The organism is Nodosilinea nodulosa PCC 7104 (assembly GCF_000309385.1).
GTDB lineage: Bacteria > Cyanobacteriota > Cyanobacteriia > Phormidesmidales > Phormidesmidaceae > Nodosilinea > Nodosilinea nodulosa.
Genome location: NZ_JH976537.1, coordinates 3,469,618 through 3,492,817 on the forward strand (window position 1 = coordinate 3,469,618; position 23,200 = coordinate 3,492,817).

Annotated in this window: 20 protein-coding genes; 8 read left to right on the plus strand and 12 right to left on the minus strand. The window is 59.7% G+C overall.

Annotation, left to right across the window (positions count from 1 at the left end):
- Positions 1-14: 14 nt before the first annotated feature.
- The 4 genes from LEPTO7104_RS0115950 (at position 15) to LEPTO7104_RS0115965 (ending at position 4,090) form a co-directional block, all read left to right on the plus strand.
- Positions 15-131: a photosystem II reaction center protein I gene (locus LEPTO7104_RS0115950; RefSeq protein ID WP_017299582.1), complete on the plus strand. Its 117-nt coding sequence runs from the start codon at positions 15-17 to the stop codon at positions 129-131.
- 259 nt (positions 132-390) lie between these two features.
- Positions 391-2,619 (plus strand): DUF3769 domain-containing protein, encoded by a 2,229-nt coding sequence (locus LEPTO7104_RS34095; RefSeq protein WP_017299583.1) that lies wholly within the window; start codon positions 391-393, stop codon positions 2,617-2,619.
- A gap of 134 nt (positions 2,620-2,753) precedes the next feature.
- Positions 2,754-3,524 (plus strand): hypothetical protein, encoded by a 771-nt coding sequence (locus tag LEPTO7104_RS37030; RefSeq protein WP_017299584.1) that lies wholly within the window; start codon positions 2,754-2,756, stop codon positions 3,522-3,524.
- A gap of 89 nt (positions 3,525-3,613) precedes the next feature.
- Positions 3,614-4,090: a hypothetical protein gene (locus LEPTO7104_RS0115965; RefSeq protein ID WP_017299585.1), complete on the plus strand. Its 477-nt coding sequence runs from the start codon at positions 3,614-3,616 to the stop codon at positions 4,088-4,090.
- A gap of 383 nt (positions 4,091-4,473) precedes the next feature.
- Here the strand turns inward: LEPTO7104_RS0115965 and LEPTO7104_RS37035 are convergent, their stop codons facing one another.
- Positions 4,474-5,241 (minus strand): lysozyme, encoded by a 768-nt coding sequence (locus LEPTO7104_RS37035; protein ID WP_017299587.1) that lies wholly within the window; start codon positions 5,239-5,241, stop codon positions 4,474-4,476.
- Positions 5,242-5,539: 298 nt separating this feature from the next.
- Positions 5,540-6,865, minus strand: a complete 1,326-nt coding sequence (locus tag LEPTO7104_RS0115980; protein ID WP_017299588.1) for a glutamate-5-semialdehyde dehydrogenase — start codon at positions 6,863-6,865, stop codon at positions 5,540-5,542.
- Between the two features lie 167 nt (positions 6,866-7,032).
- On the opposite strand from LEPTO7104_RS0115980, the gene LEPTO7104_RS0115985 reads away from it, so the two are divergent.
- The gene (locus LEPTO7104_RS0115985) at positions 7,033-7,692 is read left to right on the plus strand and encodes a cofactor assembly of complex C subunit B (RefSeq protein ID WP_017299589.1); all 660 of its coding nucleotides are present in this window, start codon (positions 7,033-7,035) and stop codon (positions 7,690-7,692) included.
- On the opposite strand, the gene LEPTO7104_RS0115990 is transcribed toward LEPTO7104_RS0115985, so the two are convergent.
- Positions 7,673-8,797, minus strand: coding sequence for a THUMP domain-containing class I SAM-dependent RNA methyltransferase (locus LEPTO7104_RS0115990; RefSeq protein ID WP_017299590.1), 1,125 nt, complete (start codon positions 8,795-8,797; stop codon positions 7,673-7,675). The two genes, LEPTO7104_RS0115985 and LEPTO7104_RS0115990, sit on opposite strands and share 20 nt — an antisense overlap.
- A gap of 225 nt (positions 8,798-9,022) precedes the next feature.
- Here LEPTO7104_RS0115990 and infC point away from each other — a divergent pair, with 225 nt between their 5' ends.
- Positions 9,023-9,547 carry a translation initiation factor IF-3 gene (infC, locus tag LEPTO7104_RS0115995; protein ID WP_083887078.1) on the plus strand — a complete coding sequence of 175 codons (525 nt, stop codon included), beginning with the start codon at positions 9,023-9,025 and terminating at the stop codon, positions 9,545-9,547.
- 35 nt (positions 9,548-9,582) lie between these two features.
- On the opposite strand, the gene LEPTO7104_RS0116000 is transcribed toward infC, so the two are convergent.
- The 4 genes from LEPTO7104_RS0116000 to LEPTO7104_RS0116015 form a co-directional block, all read right to left on the minus strand.
- Positions 9,583-9,972, minus strand: a complete 390-nt coding sequence (locus LEPTO7104_RS0116000) for a response regulator (protein WP_017299592.1) — start codon at positions 9,970-9,972, stop codon at positions 9,583-9,585.
- On the minus strand, positions 9,969-12,782 hold the full coding sequence (locus LEPTO7104_RS37040; protein WP_017299593.1) for an ATP-binding protein: 2,814 nt from the start codon (positions 12,780-12,782) through the stop codon (positions 9,969-9,971). The genes LEPTO7104_RS0116000 and LEPTO7104_RS37040 overlap by 4 nt, the downstream gene beginning before the upstream one ends.
- 78 nt (positions 12,783-12,860) lie before the next feature.
- Positions 12,861-15,329 (minus strand): response regulator, encoded by a 2,469-nt coding sequence (locus LEPTO7104_RS0116010; protein WP_017299594.1) that lies wholly within the window; start codon positions 15,327-15,329, stop codon positions 12,861-12,863.
- Between the two features lie 161 nt (positions 15,330-15,490).
- Complete coding sequence (locus tag LEPTO7104_RS0116015; protein WP_017299595.1) at positions 15,491-16,666, minus strand: site-specific integrase; 1,176 nt, start codon at positions 16,664-16,666, stop codon at positions 15,491-15,493.
- A 76-nt stretch (positions 16,667-16,742) separates the two neighbouring features.
- On the opposite strand from LEPTO7104_RS0116015, the gene hemH reads away from it, so the two are divergent.
- Positions 16,743-17,906, plus strand: coding sequence for a ferrochelatase (gene hemH, locus LEPTO7104_RS0116020; protein ID WP_017299596.1), 1,164 nt, complete (start codon positions 16,743-16,745; stop codon positions 17,904-17,906).
- A gap of 132 nt (positions 17,907-18,038) precedes the next feature.
- On the opposite strand, the gene LEPTO7104_RS0116025 is transcribed toward hemH, so the two are convergent.
- The 4 genes from LEPTO7104_RS0116025 to LEPTO7104_RS0116040 form a co-directional block, all read right to left on the minus strand.
- Positions 18,039-18,596, minus strand: coding sequence for a DUF4126 domain-containing protein (locus tag LEPTO7104_RS0116025; RefSeq protein ID WP_017299597.1), 558 nt, complete (start codon positions 18,594-18,596; stop codon positions 18,039-18,041).
- 38 nt (positions 18,597-18,634) lie between these two features.
- Positions 18,635-19,729, minus strand: coding sequence for a heat-inducible transcriptional repressor HrcA (hrcA, locus tag LEPTO7104_RS0116030; protein ID WP_017299598.1), 1,095 nt, complete (start codon positions 19,727-19,729; stop codon positions 18,635-18,637).
- 79 nt (positions 19,730-19,808) lie between these two features.
- The gene (locus LEPTO7104_RS0116035) at positions 19,809-20,294 is read right to left on the minus strand and encodes a 2Fe-2S iron-sulfur cluster-binding protein (RefSeq protein ID WP_017299599.1); all 486 of its coding nucleotides are present in this window, start codon (positions 20,292-20,294) and stop codon (positions 19,809-19,811) included.
- A gap of 90 nt (positions 20,295-20,384) precedes the next feature.
- On the minus strand, positions 20,385-21,182 hold the full coding sequence (locus tag LEPTO7104_RS0116040) for a hypothetical protein (RefSeq protein WP_017299600.1): 798 nt from the start codon (positions 21,180-21,182) through the stop codon (positions 20,385-20,387).
- A 213-nt stretch (positions 21,183-21,395) separates the two neighbouring features.
- On the opposite strand from LEPTO7104_RS0116040, the gene LEPTO7104_RS0116045 reads away from it, so the two are divergent.
- Entirely contained in the window at positions 21,396-22,403 is a 1,008-nt protein-coding gene (locus LEPTO7104_RS0116045; protein WP_017299601.1) for a LysR family transcriptional regulator, read from the plus strand.
- On the opposite strand, the gene LEPTO7104_RS0116050 is transcribed toward LEPTO7104_RS0116045, so the two are convergent.
- Entirely contained in the window at positions 22,400-23,134 is a 735-nt protein-coding gene (locus tag LEPTO7104_RS0116050; protein WP_017299602.1) for a Crp/Fnr family transcriptional regulator, read from the minus strand. The genes LEPTO7104_RS0116045 and LEPTO7104_RS0116050 overlap by 4 nt on opposite strands.
- Positions 23,135-23,200 lie beyond the last annotated feature (66 nt).

A 23,200-nucleotide genomic window follows, 5' to 3' on the forward strand; every position in this document is an offset into this window, starting at 1 on the left:
TGGAGACCTAACTCATGCTGACCCTCAAGATTGTGGTTTACCTCGTGGTCACCTTCTTTGTGGCCCTGTTTATATTTGGCTTTTTGAGCGGCGACCCCTCCCGCAACCCTGGACGGCAGGATATGGACTAGGGTCATCCGCAGTTTTGGACGGCTGGTGTCCGCCAACCCCAGCGAGGCTAACAGCCTAAGCTGAGCCACCGCCAGCGGTTCCTGCGGAACTTGTGACCTTTAAACAGGTCTTAAATCTGGCGGCGGCTTCAAACCCTGCCGCCAGAACTAGTCGCCAGAAATACTTTAGGCCCATGGTTCACGCTGTTATCAACCGGGTAGCCATGGTCTAGTTGAGCCCGCAAGTCGGGCTTTGTTTTTGCTTTGGTAACGCCAGCCCATGCCTCTGCCGCTGATTCTGCCCTCTGTGCCCCCGCCCTCGGAGCTGGCTGAAGTTGTGCTGGTGTCGGCTGCCGCCGAAGCGCCCCAGGGCATTCCTCAGTCAGCTCCGATCGAAACCCAGACTTCGGGAACTGTGACGCCAGTCTTGCTAGGCGATCCCAGCCTTCTGTACCTAACCGATGCGGAGCTGCTGCTCCCCCAGGCCCAGGTTTCGCCTCCCCTGGAGTCTCCCCGCACCCCGCCCTCGAATGGGTCGGAGCCGCTAGAGCCAGAGCCGTCGGACGCAGAACCCTCGGAAGCCTCCCCCGCCGCCGCTCCACCGGGCGCTGCTGCCCCTCCTGCCGCCGCCCCGGATGCGCCCCCTGAAACGCCATCCGAAACACCGCCGGAGGCGGCTAACTCCATTTTGCTGCGAGCCGACCAGCAGGTCTTTGAGCCGATCCGGCAGATCGTGACCGCCAGTGGAGATGTGCTGGTGCAGTTTGGCACCGGCCAGCTGGCCGCCGATCGCCTCTGGGCCAACCTAGCCAATCGCCATCTGCGGGCAGAGGGCAACGTCTTCTTTAATCGCAACAACCAGATTATTGAGGGCGAAACGGCAACCTATAACCTTTTGCAGGGGTCAGGCACCATTACCGAGAGCCGCGGTGAGCTAGAGCTATCGACCCTGGCCAATGACTTCTCAACCCTGCCGCCCAGCCGCCCGATCGCGGGAGTGCCCCTCGACTATCGCCTGCAAAACCAGCCGTCGATCTCCCAGGCCACTAGCGCGGGGGGCATCGCGCTGGCCACGGGGGATCCTCAGGCGCTGCTGGGGGGTGAGCAGCGCAGTATTGATCGGCTGCGGTACGAGGCCGACCAGATTTCCTTCGACGCCGACGGTTCCTATGCCGACAACATTCGCCTCACCAATGATCCCTTCTCGCCGCCCGATCTGGAGTTCAGGGCGAGCCACGCCACTCTCACCCCCCTAAATGAAACCCAGGAGGAACTTGTTTTTGACCATCCTCGGCTGGTTTTTAATCAGGGACTCAGCATTCCTCTGTTTAGGAATCGCTTTATTTTGACCCAGGGGCAGCTGCCGCCCGATGCCTTTAACCCCCTCCCGGCTGGCTTTGGAATTGACGGCCGCGATCGCGACGGTTTCTTTGTGGAGGCGCCCCTCCCCATCGGCAGGTCGGGGCCACTGAGCATTACCGTAGCCCCCCAGTTTCTCGTCTCTCGCTGGCTGGGTAGCTCCAACTACAACATTGCCGATCCGGCTAACTTTGGCCTGGCCGCCAGCGTCAGCGGTCCCTTGGGGCCGCGCACTACCGTCCTGGGCAATCTCAGCCTGTCTGGGTTCGACCTGTCCAACTTGAGCGATCGCCTGCGGGCCAGCCTGCGGGCGCGGCGCTCAGTCGGCACCCATCGCCTTAACTTTGAGTACAGCTACCGCGATCGCCTCTTCAACGGCTCCCTGGGGTTCCAAGATGTGCAGAACAGCCTGGGTCTGCTGCTAGAGTCCCCCAACATTGCCCTGGGCGGCAGCGGCATCAACCTTAACTACCAGGTCTCTGGGCAGTACGTCACCGCCAACACCGATCGCTCGAACCTGCTCAGCCCTGGGGTAGGCACCGGCCTCGCCAGCCTGTTTCGATTTCAGGGGTCTGCCGACCTCAGCCGGGGTTTTTTGCTCTGGCAAGGCCAACCGCTGCCCGCCACCCAAACCGAAGGACTACGCTATTCCCCCCGCCCGGTGGTGCCGAACCTGGCCCTGGGGTTGGGCATGCGCAGCGTCGTCACCTACTACACCAGCAGCGACCTCCAGCAGGCGATCCAAGGCCGAATTTCCCTCGCAGGCCAGCTTGGCCACCTCCAGCGCAACACCTTCGACTACACTCAGTTCAATATTGGCTTCAGCCACACCATCATTAGCGGCGACACGTCTCCTTTTCTTTTCGATCGCACCGTCGATCGCACCGTGCTGTCTGGGGGCATTACTCAGCAAATCTATGGCCCTTTTCTAGCCGGGTTTCAAACGGCTATCAATCTAGATACCGGGCGCACCATCGACACCAATCTCATCTTCGAGTACCGCCGCCGCGCCTACGGATTTTTGTTTACCTACAGCCCCAAACAAGAGACCGGCTTTTTAGGGTTTCGCATTAGCGGCTTCGACTGGGTCGGGCGCACCGCCCCCTTCGATGCCGACCCCAGCGCCCCCAGTGATGTCGTAGTGCAATAGCCGCGTTTAATCGCCGCCCCACCCAACGGTAATAAACCTTACGATGCTAGCCGTTGCTCTAGCTTATGATTAAGCTGAAAGAAGTGCCCTTTCAAACACCGTAGCCAATGTGGGTTAACGCGTAGGCAAATACCATGACTCACCCCAGCAATAGTTCAGATATCGAGGCTATTTATCAGCTGTTAACGACCTATAGCTTTGATGCTGAAGATTACCAAATCGAAGCCGTAATCACCGGATGGTTAACAGAATTTGGCTCCGTTTGGGTCAGTCATGCTATTACCGAGGCCCTTTATCAGGGGCGCTACAAACTCATTTCCATTGACCAAATTCTCAAGCTGTGGCAGCGGCGGGGGCAGCCCATCCGCCACTTCAACCGCGAGTTTGAGTCGATTATTCTAGGCCAAACCCTGCTCTACCCAACGGGCTACGGTGACGGCCCCGAGCCGTCACCCCCGCGCTCCGCGCCGCCCCCGGCCTCGGCGACCCCCACCCCCCAACCGCTGCTAGATCTCCCCGATTTAGAGCCAGCGCCCATGTGGGCAGAATTTGCTGAAGCCGATCGCTCCGGTGCCGATGCTGAGGGGCCAGAGGAGTCAGCCGCACAGAGTGTTTCCAATGCTGAGGCACCTGAGCCTGCTGCTGAGACGGAAGATGCGATCGCTGCCGAATCCACGCCCTACCAGGCGCGCGAAAATCCTTTCGAGTCACATACATCGGCTCAGAGAACGCCAGCGCCAGCCGCCGAAACCCCGCAGGCGATTCCCAACTTCCGCCCCCTGCCCGCCGAGCCGCCTGCCCCCTGTCAGCAGGTCGATGTGATTCAGCCCTTTGTGCCCCGGCGTGACGAATCCGATCTGCACGAGCGTCTGCGGGCCGTAGTGCAGGGGGGGATGCGCGAATAGCCTATCAGCCCTAGCGACTAGATAGCCAGCGCTTCGATCGGGTACCCAGGTAGCGTATACTGGTGAAATAGTACGCACGACCTATAAAAATGGTTCAATACACCCTGGCCCAAAGCCCAGACGTTGTTCTCACGGTGTCGGGTAAAGACTCTCGCAAAGCCCGCGAAAAGGCCTTGGACCAGCTCATGGCTATGCTGGATGAGGGAGAGCTTCCCACCGCTCTGGCCGACGGCTTTAGCGCCGAGCAGCTGGTAGAAGTACAAACCCCCACCACCTCCGCCGCCGTGCAGCAGCAAGAAGAATCCGTAGTAGACGCTATTCAGGTGCTCAACCAGTTGGCTACCCTCAAGGTCAAGGTGCAGGCCTCCCGCGATGAGGCCTTACAGGTGCGGCAACTCGTCGATCTGCTGTTTACCGATGACCCCATGACCGACGACCAGCTGACCGAGCTAAAGGATGGCTTTAAGGTATTAAAGGCCTTTGCCCAGAGCAATTTGCGCTTTAAGGAAGCTCGCGCCCAGGCCGAAACCGCCCGCCAGGTGCTCGACCAGGCCCTGGAAAATTGACCGAACAAAGCCAACCCCAGGGTGTGTCATCAATTAAGCCAAATGATAGAAGCGGCCATGTAAATTGCACTGAGGAACGTTGCGGCTAACTGCGTAGGGCGTAGCGGCGGTTTGGCATCTGGATTCAGAGCGCTAAAACACGTCTCTTCCCACCTTACCTAATTGATACCTAATTGATGGCACGCCCTAGAAGAATCGAAAAACGATTTTTTGCAGAAGGTCTTCGCGTGAAAGATAACTACAGCGACTACAGGCTAGGCGCGAGCGAAACCGAGTATTTGGCTTGCCTAGAGCGCAAAGGATTTACCTCCCAGATCAATCGCTGACGGCTCACTAGCTGCGTGCGCGGGGTAGGCACCGTGTGCTCACTCCGCACGGGTAGATTATTCCGGGAGAGATTCACGAGGGCGGTTCCAAAGCTCAATTTCCGCTTCCCGGCGAATGACTAAGCCCGGCAACTCGCCATCGCTGCCCTGGGTAAACTTCCTTAGCTCCTCCGGTACTTCGTGGTGTTTTCCGGCATTGAGCTTTTTGAGCAAGGTGCTTTTTGCAAAGGCGCTGAGCCCTACGTTGTAGGCAAACGATGTCAGCGCGTCAAGCTGACTTTGAGTTAGTTCAACGGTGACTAACTCCCTCACGTCTTGGCGCACGGGGTCTAAATCCTGTTTGAGCAGAGCCTTTGACTGCGCCTCGGTAAGGCCGCTTTTGTAGCGAACCGCTTCACCATTGATGGTAAGCGTGCCGGTCTGTTCTTCTTCGGGTTTAAGCAAATGCCCGTAGCCAATAAATTCATCGCCCTGGCCGTTGCCGTAGGGATAGAATTTTCCATCTCGAATCAGGCCACTTCCCTCCAGGTCGGCAACGAAGTCAACATGTATTGCGTCATTGGTAAGCTTGCGCTCAGTGGCTTCAGGGAGCGGGGGAGGTGCCTCGCTGGTGACGGTGTCTGCCGCCCCTTGGCTCAGGTTTTCGGTGTTGGCACTGGGCGGTTGGGTGGGGAATTCGATGGGCCGTTCAGCGTGGCTGGCCTGCGGCGTTCGATGCAGGCTGTAACCGACCAGGCCAATGGCAAGAGGCACCAGTATGCCAGCCGCTAAGCCGCTGAGACGTTGAATCTGTTGCCAGGTCGGAGATGATTTCTCGTCTTCCATGGCCGCAAAAAATTAGCTGGCGGAATTTTGAGATATACCAATAGTCACGTTGGTTAGGATATCCAAAAACCCTATGAACGTTCAAACGTTTGAGCGTTCATAGAAGACATATCTTAACCAGGCTAGCCACAGCTATAAATGAAATTTGGCGTGGGGAATGCTCCCCCCAGCAGCGGCGATGCCCCATGATTTCAACTGTACCGCCGGGTAGGGGATCAAAAACGGCTCGGTTGATACCAGGAAGCTACAAGTTCCTCGTGGGTGCGACAGAGCGTTGCCTGCCCTGAGTTGCTGTTGTTTAGAGGGGTAGATCCCGATGGGTAAAGGGCTGTGCTTCGCTGCCGCTGTAGGTGGTTGAAACGTGACCATGGCCCACCAGCTGGTATTTGTAGGTTACCAGCCCTTCTAGACCAACGGGGCCACGGGGAGGCATTTTTTGGGTGCTGATGCCCACTTCAGCGCCAAAACCGTAGCGAAACCCGTCGGCAAAGCGGGTTGAGCAATTGTGGTAGACCCCGGCGGCATCGACGCGATCCATAAAAAAGGCGGCGGTGGCCGGGTTGCGGGTAACGATCGCATCGGTATGGCGCGACCCGTAGGTGTTGATGTGGGCGATCGCGGCCTCCGCCGAATCTACAACCTTGACCGCCAAAACCAGGTCGCTGTACTCGGTGGACCAGTCCTCTTCGGTGGTCGGAACCAAGTAGGGGACGATCTCCCGCGCGCGCTCGTCTCCCCGCAGCTCCACCTGGGCCTCCCGCAGGGCGGTCATCAGCGGCGGCAGGCCCGCAGCGGCGATATCCTGGTGAATCAGCAGGGTCTCAATCGCGTTGCAGGCGGAGGGATAGGCGGTTTTGGCGTCGATCGCGATCGCGATCGCCTGCTCTAGATCGGCTTCTCTATCTATGTACAGATGGCAGATGCCGTCGGCATGGCCCAGCACCGGAATGCGCGTATTCTCCTGCACAAACCGCACAAAGGCGTTGGAGCCGCGCGGGATGATCAGATCGACGTGGCCATCTAAATCCAGCAGGGCGCGGGTTTCTTCGCGGGTGGTCAGCAGCTGCACCGCCGCCGGGTCTACCCCCGCCTGCGCTAGCCCCTGCTGAATCGCCTGCACCAGCGCAATGCACGACCCAATTGCCTCCTTGCCCCCCTTGAGAATGACCCCATTGCCGGATTTGATCGCTAGGGCCGAAATCTGCATCACAGCGTCGGGGCGCGACTCAAAAATTACCCCCAGCACCCCCAGGGGTACAGTCAGGCGCTTCAGCACCAGGCCCTGGTCTAGCTCGCGGTGCAGCTGCACGGTGCCGATGGGGTCGGGCAGGCGAGCCACATCGCGCACCCCCGCGATCGCCCCCGCCAGTTTCACCTCATCCAGCTTCAGCCGTCCGTAGAGGGGCTTGGCCAGGTTGTCGGCCACCGCCGCCTCACAGTCGGCCTGGTTGGCCGCCACAATACTGCTGGCATTGGCCTCTAGCGCGGCGGCGACAGCCTCTATGGCGCGATTTTTGTCCTCCGCTGCGAGGCTGGCGAGGGTTTGGGCCGCCTGGCGACTGGCGCGGGCGATCGCCAACAGGGGCTGGGCAGCGGTGTCTTGGGGCAGGGAAGGAGCAATCATGGCGATACAGAAAGACAGCCGGGCAATACTCTAGTTTACTGCGGGAGCGATTCTCCCTGGCCGCTGCTAAATCTGAGGCTGCGATTCTCCTGCCTTCGGCAAATCCCCCAACCCGCCTAAAATTGAGGAAGAGCTAAGCCTTTGAGTATTGCTGGGGTATTTCTAAAATGGCGCAAAATGACCCAAACCGCGTGCTGCGGCTGTTGCCGCTAGTCTCAGGAGGGCTGGGGGGAACCCTGCTCCTGCTCAACCGCGTGCTCACCCCGGCCCTGACCGAATCCCAGGCGCGATCGGACGTTATGGGCGTCATTTTGAGCGCCCTGCTCATTCTGGTGGGCCTGCTGTGGCAGCGGGTGCAGCCGATCACCCCAGAAGCTGTCATCCTGCTCGGGGACGAGGGTCTGGAGCTAGACGACACCCTGCCCGAGGCAATTCAAACCGAGCTGGCCTGGGCCTCGCACCTGCTGCTGACCAACACCGTCACCCGCTCAATCGTCGTTTACTACCAGGGCAAAACCCTGCTGCGGCGGGGAGTGTTGGCGCCCAGGGCCGATGTCACCCCCGGCCCCATTCTGACGCGAGTGCTGGAGACGGGCAAGGCCGTGTATTTAGTAAAACTCAGCATTTACCCAGGCCGGGTAGAGTTTGACTACCTGCCCGAAAATAGCCAGGGCGTGATCTGCCAGCCCATGGGCAAAGCGGGCGCGCTGATTTTGGCCGCCAACGCCCCCCGCAGCTACACCCGCCAGGACGAAGCCTGGGTCGAAGGCCTGGCCGACAAGCTGGGTCACAGCCTGGATGAAGCCTTTAATACAGCTCGTACTTGAGCCACTGGCAGGGCAGCGTGCCGTTGTACACGGCCACTCGCTGGGCCGATTTCAGGCCAATGTGGCGCGATAGTTCTTTGTTGCCGCTGAGCACGAAGGCCGTCCAGCCCTTGAAGCGCTGCTTGAGCACATCGCCCAGCAGCTTGTAGAAGGCTCCCAGGTCGGTGTCGGTGCCGAGGCGCTGGCCGTAGGGGGGGTTGCACAGCAGGTAGCCGCTGTCGGCGGGGGCTTCCAGGTTAGCCAAATCTTCGACCCAAAACTGAATCTGCTCGGCCAGGTCGCAGCGCTGGGCATTGATGCGGGCCTGGTGAATGGTGGCGGAGTCGCGATCGCACCCCCCCACCCAGGTCCCCAGATCCTGCTTACGTTCTGCCTCTGCCTCCTGGTACAGCTCATCCCACAGGTCGGCGTCAAAGTCGGGCCAGGTGTGAAAGCCAAACTCCTCGCGAAACAGGCCGGGAGCAATGTTCAACGCCACCAGGCTGGCCTCCAGGGGCAGCGTGCCCGACCCGCACAGGGGGTCCAGCAGGGGCACATTGCCGGGCCAGTCGGTGAGGGTCACCAGCGCCGCCGCCAGGGACTCCTTGAGCGGCGCGGCTCCCACCGCCGGGCGATAGCCGCGCCGATGCAGGCTGCTGCCCGAGCTGTCGAGGCTGACGGTGCAGGCGTCGGCCTCAAGGTGCACGTTAATGCGCACTTCGGGGTGCTGGGTGTCGATGGTGGAGCGATCGCCCCATTGCTCGCGCTGCTGGTCAACCACGGCATTTTTCACCTGCAAGGCGGTGAAATGGGTGTGGTTGAGGCTGCGGTTTTTGCCCGTGGCATCGACGGCGAAGGTGGTGTCAGGCGACAGGTAGGGCCGCCAGTCGATCGCCTGAATGCCCCGATAGAGATCGTCGGCATCGTAGCAGGGAAATTTGGCCAGCTTGAGCAGCACCCGAAAGGCCAGCCGCGACCACAGATTGACCCGGTACAGCAGGGCGCGATCGCCCTCAAAGGCCACCCCGCAGAATCCCGGCTCGACCTGCTGGGCACCCAAATTTTGGAGTTCATTGGCGGCTAAGGCCTCTAGCCCACGGGCCACGGTGGCGAAATAAATGGCCATAGGGCCTCCTGTGCAAATTTTTCTCTATGCCCCTCATGCCACAGCTGAAGTAGCCGCACCAAACCCAGGCTTCACAAGGCATCTACCGTTTTGTTAAGACCGGATATTTAGACACAGCTGTGGCCAAAAAGCTAAGCTATTCTATGGATATCTTGATGGATAATACCCCTGGTGGGTACATGGCTGCTGGGCCGAGCAGCCCCGGAGGCATCCCGGTGCCAGCCATTGCCTCGGCCAACTGTTGAATTTTGGGAGGAAAGACTTATTTCTAAGACGCAACTGGTAAACCGGCAAATTCGATCACCTCAGGTGTTCTTAATTGACCATGAGAACCAAAATCGGGGGCTCATGGATACCCGCGAAGCGCTCACGCTGGCCGAGGATGCAGGGCTTGACCTGGTGGTGGTTTCCAACGGCAAAGATGCCCCTGTGGCCAAAATTTTGGACTACGGCAAGCTTCAGTACCAGCAGAGTAAGCGGCAGAAGCAAAGCTCTAAGCCGTCTTTGAAAGAGGTCAAGCTGCGCCCCAACGTCGGTGAGTCTGACTACCAGCTTCGCATTCGGCGCTCCGTCGAGTGGCTGTCGAAGGGAGACTCGGTGAAGTTTCTGGTGCGCCTGCGCGGGCGCGAGCACCAGCACCGCGATCGGGCCGGAGAGCTGCTCGACAGAATCGTAAAAGACATTGGCGATGCGGGCAAAGTCCAGGCCCTCGACAAAAAAGCCCTGGTGCTGATGATTACCCCGGCCTAGGGTGCCGGGCCAGACGCTAACCTTAGCTGGATGGATTAGTGGTGTGGGTAGGTGGCCCAGCCTAAAATCTGGGCCACCTGCTGCCCTACGGTAACGGGGTCGAAGGGCTTGGTGATTACCCCCGCTACGCCCAGGTACGCAAACCGATCGCGATCGCTGAACAGCACCTTAGCCGTCAGCAAAATGACCGGGATAGCCCGAGCTTCAGGCTTAGTCTGAAGCTCGCCATACACCGCATAGCCGTCCATATCGGGCATCGACACATCCAGTAAAATGGCATCCCAGGGGCCAGCGACGGCCTTTTCCACCCCTTCCTGCCCCGAGCCAGCGCTATCGGTTTGCCAGCCCGTAAATTCCTCCAGCGACAGGCAAACCACCTCGCGAATGTCCAGCTCGTCGTCAATGACTAAAATGCGCTTGCTCATAACCTCTTCAGCGGCAGCGTGAAATAAAAGGTACTACCCTGGCCGAGCTGGCTTTCTGCCCAAATCTTCCCGCCGTGCTGCTCTACAATCTGCTTGCAGATCGCCAGCCCCAGCCCTGTGCCTCCCCGCTGGCGCGAGTCGGATACATCTACCTGCTGAAACCGCTCGAAAATCAGCTCTAGGCGGTCGGCTGGAATGCCACGCCCCTGATCTTGAACGGCAATTCGCAGCGCGGATGGCGGCCATTCCTCAGGCTGTTCCGGCTCGGCGGCGGCCACGGAAATGACCTCTGCGGTTAGCCAGATTTTACTACCCGGCGCAGAAAATTTAATGGCGTTGCCCAACAGGTTAACGAGCGTCTGCACGATGGCATCTGGAGCGGCCATCACCGTGGCGTTAGCGGGTACCGCGTATATGGCTACCCCAGCCTCAAGGGCGATCGCCTCTACTCCGCTGATGGCCAGAGCCATCAAATCTCCAATTTGGCAAGGCTCTAGCTTAAGGTCGATGCGGCCTGAGGTCAGCCGCTCAAGGTCGAGAATGTCGTTGACTAGCCGAATTAGACGCTCGGTGTTGTTGAGGGCCATGTGCAGCATGCGCTGGGCCTTTTGGGGACGGCTTTGCAATACCCCCGAGTCTAAAATGCCCAGCGCCCCGCGGATGGCTGTAAGGGGCGTCCGCAGCTCATGGCTCACGATCGAAATAAACTCATCCTTGAGGCGATCGACTTTGTAGCGATCGCTAATGTCCCGCACCACCACCAAAACCTCATCCGGGGTCACCGGAATAATTCGCGCCTCTTCGCAGTAGATCTGTCCCTGATGGGCAAACTCGTACTCCTGCCGCTGAATTGTATGTGTCAGTAAGGCCTGCTCCACGCAGCGCTGGCGTTCTCGGGCAATCGGCTCTGGCAAATTGTCATACATGGTCGCCTTATACGGCTTCGTGCGATCGCCCATCCAGTGCACCGCATCCATGTTGTATATTTCTCGCGGCAGGCCGTCGCGCCCCAGCCGCATCAGCAGGTCAGGAATGGCGTTGATCAACGCCTGTTTAGTGGTTTCGGTAGCGTACAGAGACGCGGTTTGCGCCGCCACCTGACGCTCCAGCTCGCGCTGGTAGTTGGCCCGCAGCTGCTCCGCCTGCCGCCGTTCAGTAATATCTTGGAACGTGTTGATGGAGTAGAGCACCTGCCCCTGGCCGTTAAACACTGGAATGGTGTGCACCTCCAGGGGAATCCGCCGCTCTCCGGTGTCGACCTCAATATCGTCTGCGTAGGCGGTTTCGCCGCGCAGGCCCCTCACCACCGGCAGTTCGGCAGTGGGGTATAGCTCTTCGCTACCGGCCCGGTAAATGCGGTAGGTTTCTGCCAGTTGCTCAACGGTGGCAAGAGCAATGCCGTCGACGAGCAGTTCCTTGCCCTTGGCATTGAGGAACAGCATTTGCCCCGTTTGGTCGTGGACGCTCAGCGCTACGGGCACCCCGTTGAGAAACGTCGCCAGGGTATTCTCGCGGTCTTTGAGGTTTTGAAACGACCCCACCAGCTGCCCCACCATGCGGTCAAAGCCCTGGCGCAGTCCCTCCACTTCTTGAATCCGGCTGGGCTGGGTGGGGGGCACCACCGCTATGCCGTTGGTAAACGCCTCGGTAGCCCGCTGCAGCGACAGAATGGGTTGGGCAATGTACTCTGCGGTCCACAGTCCCAGCCCAATCGCCCCAATCAGGGCTAGGGCACAGAGCATCGCCGTGCGGGCGACGTTGGCGTAGATGTTGACCATAAACTCAGAGTTGGGAATGGCGGTCACCAAAATCCAGTCCAGGTCCCCCGCCAGGGGGGTTGCCTTGACAAAATAAAGCTGCCTGTGCAGCCGCAGCTCTAAAAAAGTCGGCGCCTGAATCTGACCCAGGGCCTGGTGGCGGTCTACAAAGGCCTGGGCCACGGCGCGGGTTAAGGCATTGGGGCTTTGGCTAGCCGGCAGGCGGCGCGACGAGACTGCCACATTTTGGCCGGGGTCGTTCCGCGCTTCGAGGTCAAAGGGTACTTGGCCAGTGGATGTGGCCACCAAATTGCCGTTGGGCTCAACCAAAAACAGCTGCCCCTGCTGCTCAGACATCATGGTTTGCATAAACTGGTTGAGCTTTGTGAGCGCAATGCCGGTGCTCACTACCCCCTCTAGCTGCCCTGCCCGATCGCGAATCGGGGCAAATCGCACCATCACCAGCTGGGGCTGGTCGACCCCCTGGCTGAGGGACACCACCAGGCGCCACAGGCCGCCAGGGGAGCGCTGGGCCGCGGTGTACCAGGGATTCTCAGGCGGATCGCGTAGGGGATCAAAGTCATACCGGGGGGGATCGAGGGCAGCGAGGTTTTGCCCGTCGCGATCGATGCGGTATCGGTAGAGACCTCCGTCAGCCATGGTTATGTTGCGGCGGCGAAGGATAAAATCCCCGTCGTCTAGCTGGGTTACATTCAAAAAAGCTCCGGATTCATTGGCCATGGCCAGCCCACTCAGCTCCGGAAACAGCTTGAGCTGCTGGATGAAATGCCCTTCCAGAGCCGTTAAATCAGTGCTGCTAAACTGCCCCTGCTGGATCAGATGGGCGTTCATCGTGGTAATGGTTTGAGGGGTTTTCAGGTAGGCCGCCAGACTGGCTTCTACCTGCTGGCTAGTCTCGGTGATCAGCTGCTGGGCCAGGGCTTCCACCGCCCGTTGCCCGCTGCGATAGGAGAGATAGCCCACCACCCCTGTAATCCCGACAATCTGGAGCAAAAAAGGGACAATCAACAGGTTTCGCAGGGAAAACTTCATGTCGGGTAGGCCCAGGTTATTGGCGTGGCGTTAGGGACGGAGCGGCAGGGGCGAAGGCGGCCACAGGGCTGGTTTGACTCAGCACATAGGGTACAGACAGAAGGTGTTGCCCCCCCGCATTTTGGCGTCTTGCAGGGCCTGATCGGCGGTTTTAATCAAATGGTCACTCGACAGAGAGGTGGTGGGCGTGGTGCCGCCAATGCCCAGGCTCAGGGTAATGTGCTTGGCGGCGGCGCTAGGGCAGGCAATTTTGAGATCGACAACCGCCTGCTGCATGCGCGCCACCACTCGCAGCGCACCATCTAGGTTGGTGTTGGGCAGCACTACCCCAAATTCTTCGTCGCCGCAGCGGGCTACCAGGTCAATGTTGGGGTTAATGGTGTGGTGCAAAGTGCGGGCGATGCGCCTGAGGGCGGTATCTCCGGCCTGCTGACCGTAGACCTGGGAGTAGGTTTTCAGGTAGTCGGGGCTGCACAGAATAAGCGAAATGGGGGCCTGATCCTGCCGGTGGCGCTCCCACTGCTGCTGCAAAAAGGCGTCGAAGTGAAGGCCGTTGGCTACCTGGGTAAGGGGGTCTGTGGTGTTTTGCTGGTCCCAGTAGAGGGCCTGGCGGTGGCGCATTTGCTCAATTTGCTGGCGCAGGCGCGATCGCTCGATACGGCTCAGCACCCGCGTCACCAGCTCTGGCCCTACAATGGGCTTGCCAATCAGGTCGTCACCCCCCACTTCAAAGACTTGGCGCACGGTAACCGTGTCAGGATGGGCGGCTACCATTAGAATTGGCAGGTTGCCAAAGCGTGAGTCCTGACGCACCACCTGGCATAGATCGATACCGCTGAAGGTTGGCATTTCCAGGGCCAGCAGCAGCAGGTCGGGCTGCACCTGCCGCAGCACTTCCCAAAACTGGCTGGGGTCAGCCAGGGCTGTAACCTGCAACCCCCAGGGGGTGAGCAACGCGGTAATGGCGGTCAGGGTGACCGGATCGTTGTCAACCACCAGCACCCGTGCCTCAGGGGCCTCAGCCTCGGGCAGGAGCTGGTCGAGGCTGTCAAAAACCTGACGGGAGGTGGTCGGGGCCACCAAATAGCGATCGCCCTGTAGCCGCGCCACCTGAACCCGCTCTTCCAGGCTGTCGTGGCAGGTCAGCACCAGCACCGGCAGCTGGGGGTAGCGGTGCTTTATCTCCCGCAGGGGGGCCAGCTTCTCGGCCAGGGCCGCCCTGGAGTCAAGGGTAATGACCACGGCTTCGGTTCGGTTTTGGGTCAGCGCCTGCTGTAGCTCAGCCAGGCTAGCTGCTCGGTCGAGGCGCCAGCCCCGGTCTGCAGCGTCAGTCTGGAGCTGGCGAAATAGCTCTGGCTCTACCGAAAGTGCCAGGCCGCGATGGCGAGCCACCGGGGCCAGATCGGCCGCTGGCGGCGGCGATCGCTCCGGCAGCTTAGGGGGCAAAGCCATGGTCTGCTTCAGGGCCAGCAGCGATCGCGACAGCTGATCCACCTGGGCGGCGTGCAGGGGCTGATCGCTCAGCAGCCGCTCGATCTGACGGGCATGGTTTGACCCCTCCTCGTAGCCAAAGGTGCCCAGCCCGCCAGCGAGGCGGTGGGCTTCGTCCTTGGCCAGGGATTGCTGCTGGGGGGGCAAGTCTCCGGCCTGGAGCGATCGCACCGCCTCCTCCACGAGCGCTAGCCGCATTTGCAGGGACGATTGAAACCGGGCTGCGATCGACTCTAAGGTCTTGGGGACCGCAGCTCCTGCCGCCGCCACGCCGATCAGCTCTGGTACCGGCTCCAGGATCGATCGCTGGCCATCGCTCGATTCGCTCGCCCCCGACAGGAGCGCCAGCCTCTCTGCCCTTGGCTCAGCCAGCCTAGCTGGCAAATCGCGCAGGCGATAGCCCAGGCCATAGACGGTCTGAATCACGTTTTCAACCACACCGCTGCGCCTGAGTCGGTTCCGCAGGTCTTTCACCAGGTTGGTCACGGCCCCCTCCGTCGGGGAGTCATCGATGGTCCACAGGTGGTCGAGAATGGTGCTGCGGCTAAACACCCGCTGGGGATAGCGCAAGAATAGTTCCAGCAGGCTGTACTCCTTTGGGGTCAGGGGTACCACCTGGCCGTTGTAGGTTACCTGGGCAAGGGTGGGGTCGAGGCAGAGCTGCCCCCAGGCCAGCGGTGGAATTGTCGTTGACCGCGCGCCCCGCCGCAGCAGGGCGCGAATGCGGGCTAGCACCTGCGACACCTCAAAGGGCTTGGTCACATAGTCATCGGCTCCGGCATCCAGCCCGGTAATGACATCCTCGTCCTCGGCCTGGGCTGTCAGCATCAAGATTGGGGTAGATACCCCCTGGGCGCGCAGCTGGCGGCACAGGCTAATGCCGTCCAGCCGTGGAATATTCACGTCCAGCAGCATCAGATCGTAGTTCCACAGGGCGGCTAGGGCCTGGGCCGTCATACCGTCGGCGGCCTGCTCCACGGTGTAGCGTGCCGCTGTCAGATGAAACACCAGCAGGTCCCGAGTAACTGGGTCATCTTCAACAAGTAAGATTTTCATTGGTGAGGCACATCCCTATTGTATAGATGGCATCCCGGGCAAAGCATCCGTCTTGTTCTCTACGTCAGTTCCTTAGGCTCAGCTCCCTGCGACATTTCTTAGCATATCGTTAAGCTTCAATCTTCTCTACCCAGGGTGGGATGTGTCCCATCCTAAAACCACTACAGAGGAGCCTGCCAGGAGCGCTGCTGTAGGGCTGTGTGCACGGCCTGCCGCTGGTCGCGGTGGGTGATCCAGCGGTGGTAGGTGCGGTTGTGAATGGCCACCGAGTGGCCCATCATCCGGGCGGCCACGGTGTCGGGCAGGCCAAAGTGGATGGTGCGCACCGCCCAGGCATGGCGCAGATCGTAGGGCGAAAAGGGCACTCCATAGCGCTTGAACTGAATGGCCACCTGCTGGCCAACACGCTGGAGGGTGGTCACACTCAAGTCTGTGTTGATCGGGGGCAGATGGCCCTGGCGCAGGTCAAAGCGCTCGATCCATTCTGGATAAAAAGGCCAAACATCGTGGAGGCCGGTTTTGGTGGTTTCTAGCACGGTAATTCGGCCCTCGGGGTCGCCCTGGCGCAGTTCCCGGTAGTCACAGAAGAACACCTCGTGGTTGCGCAGGCCGTAGGTGGCCATTACCCCATACACGTAGCGCCAGGCCGGGTTTGGAATGCGATCGCGCCATTCGACAATCACTTCGTCAGAGGGCAGCAGCCGTCGCTGGGCCTTGCTGCTGCCGTACTGTCCCCCCAGTTTGTCCATGCCCTCGGGCAGGGTCAGCCCCTGAAAGTCGGCAAAGGCTTTGAAAGCGGTGCAGGCCACCTGGCGGCTGCGCGAGTGCAGCGGCAGGGCCTCTAGGGTGGCCAAAATTGCGGTTTCTAGAGACTGCTGGGGCTGCCGTTCCACCTGGGCCAAGAGCTTCTTCAGGTAGGGGGCGTAGGCTTTCTCCCAGGTGGTTTTGCGCGAGGCCAGGGCGGCAGCACCGGGGCCAGAGCGAGCCATCACGTCAGCCTCAAACTGGGCGATCCGCTCCGCCAGGGGCAAGCCTTCGGGGCGGGCTTCCTCGGGCTGGGGGAGATAGTCGGCCCAGCTAAAGCGCCGCTCGATCAGCTGGCCCGCAATAACTTTGGCCTCGCGCTCGATCTGCTTGAGACCCGCCTGGGTGGCGGGTAGCCCGAGGGGAATTCGCTGCTGGTGGGGGCGAGCCTTGGCGCTGCCGGGGCGCGGCGGCAGGGTGCCCCGCAGGCTGAGGCGATCGCCCCGCTGCTCCACCTGTAGACCCAGGCGAGCGGCTTTAAAGCGAGTGTTCAGCGCTGCGATCGCGCGGTCTAGAGAGGCAGGGGCAGCCATCAGGGTCGGAAACCGTTCATCCAGCTTGTAGAATAATGTCAGATATGAGTACCTACTTTAGAACTACTACAGTGCCATGGGTCGTGTCGGGGTCTTATTGCTAAATCTAGGGGGGCCCGAGCAGCTCGACGATGTTCGTCCCTTTTTGTTTAACCTGTTTGCCGATCCAGAAATCATTCGCCTGCCCTTCCCCTGGTTGCAGCGTCCCCTGGCCTGGTTAATTTCAAGCTCGCGCGCCAAGCAGTCCCAGGAAAACTACCGGCAGATTGGCGGTGGTTCACCCCTGCGCCGCATCACCGAAGAGCAGGCCGAAGCCCTAAAACGAGAGCTGGCCGACCAGGGCACCGAAGCCAACATCTACATCGGCATGCGCTACTGGTACCCCTTTACCGAAGAGGCTGTCGCCCAGATCAAGCGCGACGGTATCGAACGGCTGGTGGTGCTGCCCCTGTACCCGCAGTTTTCCATCAGCACCAGCGGCTCCAGCTTTCGCCTGCTGGAGCGCCTCTGGCTCGAAGATCCTGCCCTCCAGCGCATTGTCTACACCGCCGTCCCCTCCTGGTACGATCGCCCCGGCTACACCGCCGCCATGGCCGATCTGATTGCCCAAGAACTCAACAAGCTCGAAGATCCCGACCAGGCCCACATTTTCTTTAGCGCCCACGGCGTGCCGGTGAGCTATGTCGAAGAGGTAGGCGACCCCTACCAGCGCGAAATTGAGCACTGCACGGAGCTGATTATGCAGGCGCTCAACCGCCCCAACCCCTACACCCTGGCCTACCAGAGCCGGGTGGGGCCGGTCGAATGGTTGCAGCCCTATACCGAAGACGCGATCGAGCAGCTCGCCCACCAGGGGGTTAAAGATCTGGTGGTGGTGCCGATCAGCTTCGTTTCCGAGCACATCGAAACGCTGCAAGAAATCGACATGGAATACCGGGAGATTGCCCACGAAGCCGGTATTCCAGGATTCCACCGGGTCCCTGCCCTCAACACCCATCCCCGCTTCATTACCGACATGGCCGACATGGTCACCGAAGCCCTGGCTGCCCCCCGCCAGCTTTTCTCCGACGTGGTGCACCCCGACAAAAAGGTCAAGATCTACCCCCAGGAGCGATCGGCCTGGGGGCTTACCCCCGTTGCCGAAGTGTGGAACGGGCGGTTGGCGATGGTGGGCTTTTTAGCCCTGCTGCTAGAGCTGGTCAGCGGTCGCGGTCCGCTGCACTTTGTCGGCATTCTCTAGCTCTCTAGCGTGAGCAGAGCAGCGACTAGTACTCGAAGGCTGAAATATCTTCATCGTTTTGGCGCGCTTGGCTCCCTAGCTTTCTTGCTCCCTCGCGATTGGCAATAGTCGCCACCCTTTTGCCGCAGTCTACTAGGGTTTCCGGCGTCGGGGCCAGTGCTGCCAAAAGTACGAAGTACGGATGACTAGCCACAGCAGCAGCAGCGCAATAATGCCTCCCTGGTTGGGGGCGTCAAACGCCAGCACCGCCAGCACAATGCACAACCCATCTACCACGAAGAAAAGCCACAGCGGTGGCCGGCGGGGACGATAAAACCAGCCCACCTGCAACAGCTGAATCACCAGGGCCAGCAGGGCGCTAATCAGGCCAATCAGTGGACTGATCCAGCCTTCTAAGCCAAAGGTTCTGGCCACAGCCAGACCGGCCAAAGCCCCTACCCCAGGGCTGAGAACGAGCTCGAGAATCTGAAAGAGGCGCTGGCTATAGCGATCCTTTGACAGCATGAGCTCGGCCATCGACCAGATCGCCAGCACGGCCAGCACCAGCGCCGGGGGCAGCCGCGACAGCAGCGGCACGTTGGCCCACATCTGGGGGCCAGACATCAGGCCAATCAGCAGCAGGGGCAGCGCCAGCCGCAGCCCGGTCGCCGCTGCGATCGACAAAATCGCCAGTAGTTCAGTAATAATCACGGCGTTTCCTCCCCAACTGGGCCGCTTTGGGGATTCCCCTATTCGCTGAGGGCAGTGGATAGATAGTCTGCTGCTGCCTTAACCACCGCCACGGCGTTCTCGTAGACCATCCGGGTTGGACCCAGCACCCCCACGCTGCCCACAGAGGCGTCGCAGCGCGTGTAGTTAGACACCACCAGGGCACAGCCTTGCATCGGCTCTAGGGGGTTTTCGGCCCCAATCCAAACCTTAACATCTACGCCGTTGAGCGTTTGGCTAGCTGCGGGTGGGGTGTCAAAAAATAGAGGCCACAGCTGAGACTGGTCTTCTTCCAGCAGCCGCACAATGGACTGAATCCGCTGGGCATCAGAGAATTCAGGCTGACGCAGCACTTCTGACAGACCGCTGATGACTAGCTGAGGGGTCTCTGGAGCCTGCGATCGCTGCGCCAGATGGCCCAATGCCTGGCGCAGCAGCGTCCCATAGTGCTGAAACTCAGCGTCGAGATCACCCCAGTTTAGGGTGGCCACATCCGCCAGGGGGCGTCCCCTCAGGTGATGGCTCAAAAAATTGGACAGGATTTCCAAGTGACGGCGACCCAACTCCTCGGTTGCCGAGTCTGAGGCCCCAGGCACGGCTGGCAGTTGCACAACCACCGACTGAGTCGCCAGCGAGTCAAGCAGCACCACCATTAGCACCTGCCCCCCATCCACCGCTACCAGCTGAATATGACGAATAATCGCCGTGCTGGACTGGGGCACGGTAATCAGGGTCAAGTAGCCGCTGATCTGCGCCAAAATCTGGGTGGCCGATCGCAGCAGCGACTCTAGGCTGCGCCCCACCCAGTCCAGCTCCTCCGACAGGGCCGCATCCACTCGCCGCCTCACGCGAGTCGAGGGCGACATCAGGCGATCGACATAGAGGCGATAGCCAAAGTCTGAGGGCACTCGCCCCGCCGAGGTGTGCGGCTGGTAGAGCAGGCCATATTTCTCCAGCAGACCCATGGTGTTGCGCACCGTTGCCGGACTCACCTTCAGGTCATACTCCTGGGCCAGAGCCCGTGACCCCACCGGCTCTGCCGTAGCGATGTAGTGGCGAATGGTTGCCTGTAGCACCTGTTCGTGGCGAGCACTCAGGGGAAGAGCAGAGTCCATAGGGGGTTGGTATAAAACTCAACTACGGCATTGCCTTACCATAACAGATGTTTTCTGGGGTTCGGTAATAGACCCACGTTTACAGGTCTTTGCTTTGGCTAAAAAACTCGCCGACCTTGAAGCTGGCCGTCTTTTCAAGCTGGGCCATAACCGATCGCGTAATCAGCTTGCCCTGCTCCACCAGCACCTCTCCGGTAATGGGGTGCAGCAGATCCTGGTCAGCGCGGCGGCCAATCAGCGCCTCAATGTCCTGGAGCGAGTTGACGTACATGCCTGGGGGCAGTTCTACCACGACCCCATTAGCGATCACCCGAGCCTGGCAGGCCAAGCGCGAGTTTGGTTTGCAGGAGGTAATCACCTCCAGGGTGCGCTGTTCGCGGCGATTAATAGACGTCAATGCCTCCATACCCGACTGCACGTAGATGTGACAGGTAGCACACATGCCCCGGCCGCCACATTCCTTCAGCACGTCTAGATCTTTGTTGAGCAGAACCGAAAGCAGATTGCCATTTGTTTCAACAGAGGTTTCTTGGGCGATGGGCTCTAGGCGAACAGTTTTAGCCATGGGATGTAAGGGGGATAGGGGAATTGGGATAGATAGCCTGATCGCAGGCAGCTGTGGAATAGCCCTCGGAGCAACGGGTCTAGCTTAGCCCTAGCTGTCCTGGGAGGGCGGAGCATCCAGCAATAGATCCTGCTCCTGGGGAGTAAGCGTTTGCTCGCTGACCAGGGTTTGAAAATTGCGGATGGTTCTGCTGCCGCGCCCTAGAAAGGCTGTGACCCAGGCCTTAATCCACTGGCACTGTTCTGCGGTGAGAGGGGTTTGGCCATCGGTGCCAGTGGCGAATTGGCCATCTTTTTGCACCTCAAACTGCTCCAGCCAGGGGTGGGCAGGCCGCGATTGCTTCCAGGTGTTGATGACGATGATTTTGCCCAGATACTGGGTAGCGCCATCGCTGAGGTGATTGAGGGCCGCAACCACGTCCTGGAGGACTGGGGTTAGAGTACCCTGTTTGACCGCCTCTGGCTCAGGTTGAGAGGCGGTAACCGTGGAGAGATCGGTGGCGTTACTGCCTAGGGTGACGCAGCCTGCCAACAGCCGAAAGGTCGACACTGCGTTGTGGGGAGCCTCCATCAGGGTGGCCTTGAGCTGGCCAATGGCGGTGCGATAGTCGGTAAGGGGCATCTGATCGTTGGTCAGCACCAGTAAAATCAGCCCCTGCTCGAGCTTGTAGATATGGGTGAGCTGATTGGTAAAGCGAAAGGTAAATGTGTCGAAATGGGCCGGAGTAGTTTCGACGACCTGCTGAATGCCCTGGGCCAGGGCCTCTTGCTGATGGGAGTTGAGACTGATATCTGGCCCCACAAAGAAGGGGCGGTTACGGCCATCAATCAGCGCCATCCCAGAGATACCGGGCAGATTGAGGACATTCTGGATCACCTGACGTTTCATAAATCCTTAGGGGCTCGCTCTAAATTTTGTTGTCGAGTGTCCTGAACCAAGTAATCTAGGGATGGCAGACTTAATTCGACACTAGGCTTGAGGCCATGAGTCTATCTAGGGTTGTTGGGGCGACATCGGTTGCGACGACAGCCAGGGACTGGCCTGCATTACTATCACGGTTTGTTGGCATCCCAGGATTATCGTACGTTAGGGTTAATGCCCATGTCTGACCTTCCTTTTACCCTTGACCAGTTGCGGATTCTTAAAGCTATTGCAGCAGAGGGCAGTTTCAAACGAGCGGCAGACAGCCTGTATGTCTCTCAGCCAGCGGTCAGTCTACAGGTGCAAAACCTGGAGCGACAGCTGGATGTACCGCTATTTGACCGGGGCGGGCGGCGGGCGCAGCTCACCGAGGCGGGGCATTTACTGCTGAGCTATGGCGATCGCATCCTCAGCCTGTGTCAGGAGACCTGTCGCGCCATCGAGGACCTCCAAAATTTGCAGGGAGGAACCCTGATTATTGGCGCTAGTCAGACCACAGGCACCTATCTCCTCCCCCGCATGATTGGCCTCTTTCGGCAAAAGTACGCCGACGTAGCCGTACAGCTGCATGTGCACTCTACCCGCCGCACCGCCTGGAGTGTGGCCAATGGACAGGTTGACCTGGCAATTATTGGTGGCGAGCTTCCTCCCGAACTGCAGGACTCTTTAGAAAGAGTGCCCTACGCCGAAGATGAACTCGCACTGATTATGCCGATGTATCACCCCCTGGCCAGTCAAGCCGTCATCCAGCGGGAAGATCTCTACAAGCTGCATTTTATCGCCCTGGATTCACAGTCAACCATCCGTAAAGTGATCGATCAGGTCTTAACTCGCTGCGGTATTGAAACCCGCCGTCTGAAGATCGAGATGGAGCTAAACTCCATTGAGGCGATTAAAACCGCTGTGCAGTCTGGGCTAGGGGTGGCGTTTGTGTCTAACTCCGCGATCGAAAAAGAGCTGCAGATGGGCGTTCTGCACCGGGCCAAAATTGAGTCGGTGGTGGTTAACCGCACCCTGTCGGTAATTTTTAATCCCAACCGCTACCGCTCTAAGGCTGCCGCTGCCTTCACCAGCGAAATTTTGCCGCAGTTTACCAATCTGCCCCTCAACTTTAAGCCCGTCGGCGCAGAAAAAAATGGCGCGAAGCCTGCCCCTCCGGCTTCAGAGCCGCTTTACCCGACTCCCTAACCCAGCACTTCTCGGGAAATTTCCTGATCGCTCGGGATTGCAATGAGTCCGTCTTTATAGATGTGGATGAGCTTGCGCTGGCGCAGTTTGCCCATCAGGCGGGTAACGGTGACGCGGGTTGAGCCGATGGCGCTGCCAATTTGGGCGTGGGTAAGGGACCAGGGCAAGTAGTACCCTGACTCGCAGGGTTCGCCAAATTCTTCGATCAGCAGGGTGAGAAAGCCAAATAGGCGATCGATGGTGCGGCGCTGACCCAAGGTACTCAGCCACAGCAGCTTGCGCTGGTGCTGATAGCGAAAGGCATCCAGCACTTCACGCCGAAAGTGAGGCCAGTTGTCCAGGTCGCTCCAGTAGAGCCAGAGCACAGTGGTTTGATCGACGTGGGCAAAGCTCTGCAACAAAAAGGGGGACTGAGCCACAATTTCAAAGGGCTGCCCTGCCCCCACAAAGCCCAAAAACGCCTCTTCACTGAGGCCCAGGGCCATTGCGGTGGAATTCTCTTCGTCAGCGGCATCGTCGGGTTCTGAACTGCCTAAGTCTGGGGCCGCACCCTGGGCCGTCCCTACCAGGCGCACTGCGCCGCGTTCTACTAAGTACAGCAGCCCAGAGCGAGTGGGAATACGCTCGTCCTTGTTGAACGTTCTGGCCCGGTAATGGGAGTGAGCCCAGTCAGTGATGCGCTGCCAGGTTAAAAATGGTCGAGCATGATCGGGGCGTGGAGATGATTGCATAGCAATAGCTGGGTTAGACGGTACAGGCCATGACCATGGGTAAAAACTCAAGAAAGGTGCGATCGC

What these genes read in the sequence shown, in the direction of transcription:
- hemH (WP_017299596.1), top strand. Translation starts at nt 16,743, where the DNA reads ATGGGTCGTGTCGGGGTCTTATTGCTAAATCTAGGGGGGCCCGAGCAG.
- LEPTO7104_RS0116050 (WP_017299602.1), bottom strand. Translation starts at nt 23,134, where the DNA reads ATGCAATCATCTCCACGCCCCGATCATGCTCGACCATTTTTAACCTGG.
- LEPTO7104_RS37040 (WP_017299593.1), bottom strand. Translation starts at nt 12,782, where the DNA reads ATGAAGTTTTCCCTGCGAAACCTGTTGATTGTCCCTTTTTTGCTCCAG.
- hrcA (WP_017299598.1), bottom strand. Translation starts at nt 19,729, where the DNA reads ATGGACTCTGCTCTTCCCCTGAGTGCTCGCCACGAACAGGTGCTACAG.
- LEPTO7104_RS0115965 (WP_017299585.1), top strand. Translation starts at nt 3,614, where the DNA reads ATGGTTCAATACACCCTGGCCCAAAGCCCAGACGTTGTTCTCACGGTG.
- LEPTO7104_RS37030 (WP_017299584.1), top strand. Translation starts at nt 2,754, where the DNA reads ATGACTCACCCCAGCAATAGTTCAGATATCGAGGCTATTTATCAGCTG.
- LEPTO7104_RS0116010 (WP_017299594.1), bottom strand. Translation starts at nt 15,329, where the DNA reads ATGAAAATCTTACTTGTTGAAGATGACCCAGTTACTCGGGACCTGCTG.
- LEPTO7104_RS0116045 (WP_017299601.1), top strand. Translation starts at nt 21,396, where the DNA reads ATGTCTGACCTTCCTTTTACCCTTGACCAGTTGCGGATTCTTAAAGCT.
- LEPTO7104_RS0115985 (WP_017299589.1), top strand. Translation starts at nt 7,033, where the DNA reads ATGGCGCAAAATGACCCAAACCGCGTGCTGCGGCTGTTGCCGCTAGTC.
- LEPTO7104_RS0115980 (WP_017299588.1), bottom strand. Translation starts at nt 6,865, where the DNA reads ATGATTGCTCCTTCCCTGCCCCAAGACACCGCTGCCCAGCCCCTGTTG.
- LEPTO7104_RS0116015 (WP_017299595.1), bottom strand. Translation starts at nt 16,666, where the DNA reads ATGGCTGCCCCTGCCTCTCTAGACCGCGCGATCGCAGCGCTGAACACT.
- LEPTO7104_RS0116040 (WP_017299600.1), bottom strand. Translation starts at nt 21,182, where the DNA reads ATGAAACGTCAGGTGATCCAGAATGTCCTCAATCTGCCCGGTATCTCT.
- LEPTO7104_RS0116000 (WP_017299592.1), bottom strand. Translation starts at nt 9,972, where the DNA reads ATGAGCAAGCGCATTTTAGTCATTGACGACGAGCTGGACATTCGCGAG.
- LEPTO7104_RS0115990 (WP_017299590.1), bottom strand. Translation starts at nt 8,797, where the DNA reads ATGGCCATTTATTTCGCCACCGTGGCCCGTGGGCTAGAGGCCTTAGCC.
- LEPTO7104_RS0116035 (WP_017299599.1), bottom strand. Translation starts at nt 20,294, where the DNA reads ATGGCTAAAACTGTTCGCCTAGAGCCCATCGCCCAAGAAACCTCTGTT.
- LEPTO7104_RS34095 (WP_017299583.1), top strand. Translation starts at nt 391, where the DNA reads ATGCCTCTGCCGCTGATTCTGCCCTCTGTGCCCCCGCCCTCGGAGCTG.
- LEPTO7104_RS0115950 (WP_017299582.1), top strand. Translation starts at nt 15, where the DNA reads ATGCTGACCCTCAAGATTGTGGTTTACCTCGTGGTCACCTTCTTTGTG.
- LEPTO7104_RS37035 (WP_017299587.1), bottom strand. Translation starts at nt 5,241, where the DNA reads ATGGAAGACGAGAAATCATCTCCGACCTGGCAACAGATTCAACGTCTC.